The organism is Streptomyces inhibens (genome assembly GCF_003389455.1).
Taxonomy (GTDB): domain Bacteria; phylum Actinomycetota; class Actinomycetes; order Streptomycetales; family Streptomycetaceae; genus Streptomyces; species Streptomyces inhibens.
The window spans coordinates 1-4,185 of the sequence record NZ_QUAC01000351.1 but is presented as its reverse complement, the minus strand read 5'-3'; the positions used below and the strand labels follow the sequence as shown (position 1 = coordinate 4,185).

General features: G+C 76.9%; 2 protein-coding genes. Both read left to right on the top strand.

All coding sequences use genetic code 11. The annotated features are described in order from the left end of the window. Positions 1-2,896, top strand: a 2,896-nt coding sequence (locus DY245_RS34310) for a hypothetical protein (RefSeq protein ID WP_128511028.1), incomplete at its 5' end; no start/stop codon positions are given. A 206-nt stretch (positions 2,897-3,102) separates the two neighbouring features. Continuing rightward, positions 3,103-4,050, top strand: coding sequence for a bifunctional riboflavin kinase/FAD synthetase (locus tag DY245_RS34305; protein WP_128511027.1), 948 nt, complete (start codon positions 3,103-3,105; stop codon positions 4,048-4,050). Positions 4,051-4,185 lie beyond the last annotated feature (135 nt).

The window sequence follows — 4,185 nt, the reverse complement described above, 5'->3', positions numbered from 1 at the left end:
GGAGGGGCGTACGGCCGGTGACCCGGCGGACGCCACCCCCGAGGCCGTGGCCCGGCTCGCGGCCGCGGCCGGGCGCCCGCTGCTGGTGCTGCTCGACGGGCCGGAGGAGATGCCGCCGGCCCTGGGGCAGCAGCGGCTGGCCGCATGGACCGAGGCGACGGCCGCCTGGCTGCGTACGGCCGGTGTGCGGCTGGTCATCGCCTGCCGCCCCGAATACTGGGAGCGGGCCGGTGCGCTCTTCCCGCCCGGCCTGCTGTACCGCCCGCGCCGGCCGGTGCCCGCACTGCCCGCCTGCGTGGGGATCGGCGATCTCCCCGACGGGGCGGCGGAGCGGGCCCGCGCCCACTACGGGCTGCCGCCCGGCGCACCGGCCGCACCGGACGCCCGCCATCCGCTGGCCCTGCGGCTGCTCGCGGAGGTCCGGGCGGCGCTCCCCAAGGGGGACGCGGCCGGGCAGTGCGCCGACGGGCCGGTGGGCATCGGCGCGCCCGACCGGCACCAGATCTTCGACGCCTACCTGGACCTGGTGTGCCTGCGCACCGCCGTACGCATCGCGGCCGCGCACCGGCCCCCGCTGCGCGGCACCGCCGTACGCCGGCTGGCCGCCCAGGTCGCCGGCCAGGTGCACGAGGCGGCCCGCCGCTGCCTGGACCTGGGGCAGGGCGCGCTGGACCGTACGTCCTTCGAGGAGGTCTTTCCGACGGAGGCGGGCTGGGCCGCCGCGGTGCTCGCCGAGGGGCTGCTGGCCCCGGCCGGGCCCGGATACCGCTTCGTCCACGAGGAGTTCGCGGAGTGGCTGCAGGGCGCCCATGTCGACCTCGACCTCCTGCCCGTTCCCGGGCCCCGGGTCGGGCCGGTCGTGCAGGCGCTGCTGCGGCTCGCCCGGCGTGAGGGAACGGTGCAACTGACCTTCCGCCTGGCGGAGTTGGTGCCGATGGCGACGGCTCCCGCCGGCACCCCGGCGACCGCGCAGTCGCCGGACGGCCGCCGGTGGGCCGGCCGCCTCCTGGCCGGTGTGCTGCTGCGGGTCCCCGACGCCACGCCGTACGCCGGTGTGCTGCGGCTGCTCGCCGACCGGATCACCGAACGGTCGCTCCGGGCGGGCGGCTTCGCGCACACCGGGCTGGAGGCGTTCGGGCCCTGGTTCTGGGAGCGGCTGGCGCTGGCGGACGAGGACCGGATGGATCTGCTGCGCCGCCTGCTGCCGGCGGACGGGCCACCGGCCGTGGGGGGAGGGCGGCGGAGCGGGGTACGGGGCAGGGGGCGGAGCGGGGTGCGGCGCGGTGGCGGGCGGGGCGCCACGGCCGGCGCTTCCGACACCTTTGCCACTGCTGGCACTTCTGGCACATCGGGCGCCGCTGACGCCGCCGACACCCGCGGTCCGGACTCCGCCGGCGCGCGCCCCGACCACCCCTTCGCCCTGCCACCACAGGTGCGGGTGCACCCCGCCGACGCCCCCGCGTCCGCGCGCGAGGGCGATGGCTGGCCGGATGCCACCACCGGCCCGCGCCCCGCGCCCACGTCCCCCGCGGCCGACCCCGACGGCGAGACGCCCGAAGAGGCCGCCGCACCAGCCATGTCCGCGCCTGCCCCGGCACGCCCGGCGCGGTTCCTCGACGCGGCGGCCGAGCTGCTGCGCGCCGACCCTGAACGGATGCAGCCGCTGCTGTGCGCCTGGTTCGACGACACCCGCCCCCTGCAACGCCCCGGCGCGGACACCGAGGGCCCGGCCCGCCGCACAGGCGCTGTGCCGCGTGAGATCACCGTCGCCGCCGCCGCGCAGGCCCTGCTGCACACCCATCGCCGGCGGGCGCCCGACGCGCTCACGGAGGCGCTGGTGGCGGCCGCGCACCCCAAGGGCGACGAGCTGCTGGACGCGCTCGCCGAGGACGAGCCGGAGGCGCTGTGCCGGGCCGTGGACCGCTGGGCGCACGACCCGCGTCCCCAGCGCCGGCTCGCCGCGGCGTCCTACGGGCTGCGGGTCGCCCCGTACGCCACCGCCGAGGCCGACCGCGCCGTACTGAGCCAGGCCGCGCACCGCCTGCTCTCCCGGGCCGCCGACGGCGCCCAGCACGGCTCCGCGCTCGCCCTGCTGATGGGCGACCCGGCCACCCGCTCCCACTTCCTGGACCGCGCGCTGGCCCGCTTCGTCGCCGGGGATCCGCAGCTGCCGCCCACCGCGTTCGCGGACGCCCTGACCGACCACCCCGGGCCGGTGCTGGACGCCTTCCGGGCCCGGCTGGTAGGCGGCGGGGGCCCGCCGGTGGCGGCCGCGCTGCTGCGGATGCTCGCCGGTATCGACCTGCCGGACCTCGCCGCGCGCGCCGCCGATCTCGTCCGCGGCTATGCGCGGGACTGCCCGGACCGCGCGGCACGGCCGGTCGCCGAGTTCCTCGCCCATCGCCTGGAGCGCGGCCCGGCCTCCCGCGCCGCGCTCCGCCCGCTCGCCGAGGAGCTGTTGACGCGCTACCCCGTGCCGGTCCGCTGCGCGCTCGCCGCCGTACTGGCCGAGCCGGGCTCCGGCGACTCGGCCCCGCTGCGCCGCGAACTGCTCGATGTGCTGCTGGCGCGGGAGGCGTCGTACCCGGCGCTGCACGGCGCGTACGGGGCAGCCGGCCGTGACACCCGCGTCCTGGAGGCGCTACTGCGGGCGGCCGCCGAGGGCGCGGAGCGGCGGCCGGCTGACCGTACCCGGGAGCTGGTGCACCGCACCGGCATGCTGCTGGTCCGTACGCCGGAGGGCGCCGCCTGCTTCGACCGGCGGCTGGTGGAACTGGGGCGGCGGGTCCCCGGCTTCGCGCGGCGGGTGCAGGACTGGGTGGCCGCCGAGCCGGGGGAGTGGGCGGCGGTGGTGGGCCCCAGCGCACGCGCCACACTCGCCGGCTGCCGTGGCTGACCGCGACCCGACCAGGGCACCCACCACCGCGCTCCGGCCCACGAAGATCCACTGCCGGGGCCCCGGGCCTGTCCGGCGGATCAGGGCCGGACGGCCCCTAGGGCACCCTTCGCGCAAAGCACCCCCCGCGGCATGGCAGTCTTAGACCTGCGTCATGCCGAATTGGCGCAAGGAACGGACAAGGGTTCGGGCGAGGAGCGGGCACAGTGCAGCGCTGGCGTGGCTTGGAGGACATCCCCGAGGGCTGGGGACGCAGCGTCGTCACCATCGGCTCGTACGACGGAGTGCACCGCGGCCACCAATTGATCATCGGGAAGGCCGTCGAGCGCGCCCGCGAGCTGGGGATCCCCGCCGTGGTCGTCACCTTCGACCCGCACCCGAGCGAGGTCGTACGCCCCGGCACCCACCCGCCGCTGCTGGCGCCGCACCACCGGCGTGCGGAGCTGATGGCCGAGCTGGGGGTGGACGCGGTGCTGGTGCTCCCGTTCACCAAGGAGTTCTCGAAGCTGGCGCCGGCCGACTTCGTGGTCAAGGTGCTGGTCGACAAGCTGCATGCGCAGGTGGTCGTCGAGGGCCCCAACTTCCGCTTCGGGCACAAGGCGACCGGCAATGTGGCCACCCTCGCCGAGCTCGGCGCCACCTACGACTACACCGTGGAGGTCATCGACCTCTTCGAGCGCGGCACGGCGGGCGACGGCGAGCCGTTCTCCTCCACACTCGTCCGCCGCCTGGTCGCCGAGGGCGATGTGGCCGGCGCGATGGAGGTGTTGGGGCGGCCGCACCGCGTCGAGGGCGTCGTCGTACGCGGTGCCCAGCGCGGCCGCGAACTGGGCTTCCCGACGGCCAATGTGGAGACCCTGCCGCACACCGCGATCCCGGCCGACGGCGTCTACGCGGGCCTGCTGCAGGTCGAGGGCGAGGCGATGCCGGCGGCCATCTCGGTCGGCACCAACCCGCAGTTCGACGGCAAGACGCGCACGGTCGAGGCGTACGCCATCGACCGCGTCGGCCTGGACCTGTACGGCCTGCACGTCGGGGTGGACTTCCTCGCCTACATCCGCGGCCAGGAGAAGTTCGACACCCTCGACGCCCTGTTGGAGCGGATGGCGGTCGATGTGAAGCTGGCACGGGGGCTGATCGCCGCGGCGGGCTGACCCGCGGCGCGCGTCTGCGCGAGGGGACCGGCCGATGCCAACTCGGCCGGAACCAGACGGAGTTCGACCGGAATCGGTTCACTCGTCCGGAGGATGGCGTGATACGGGGCGGGGCCCGGCACCTTACTGGTGCCG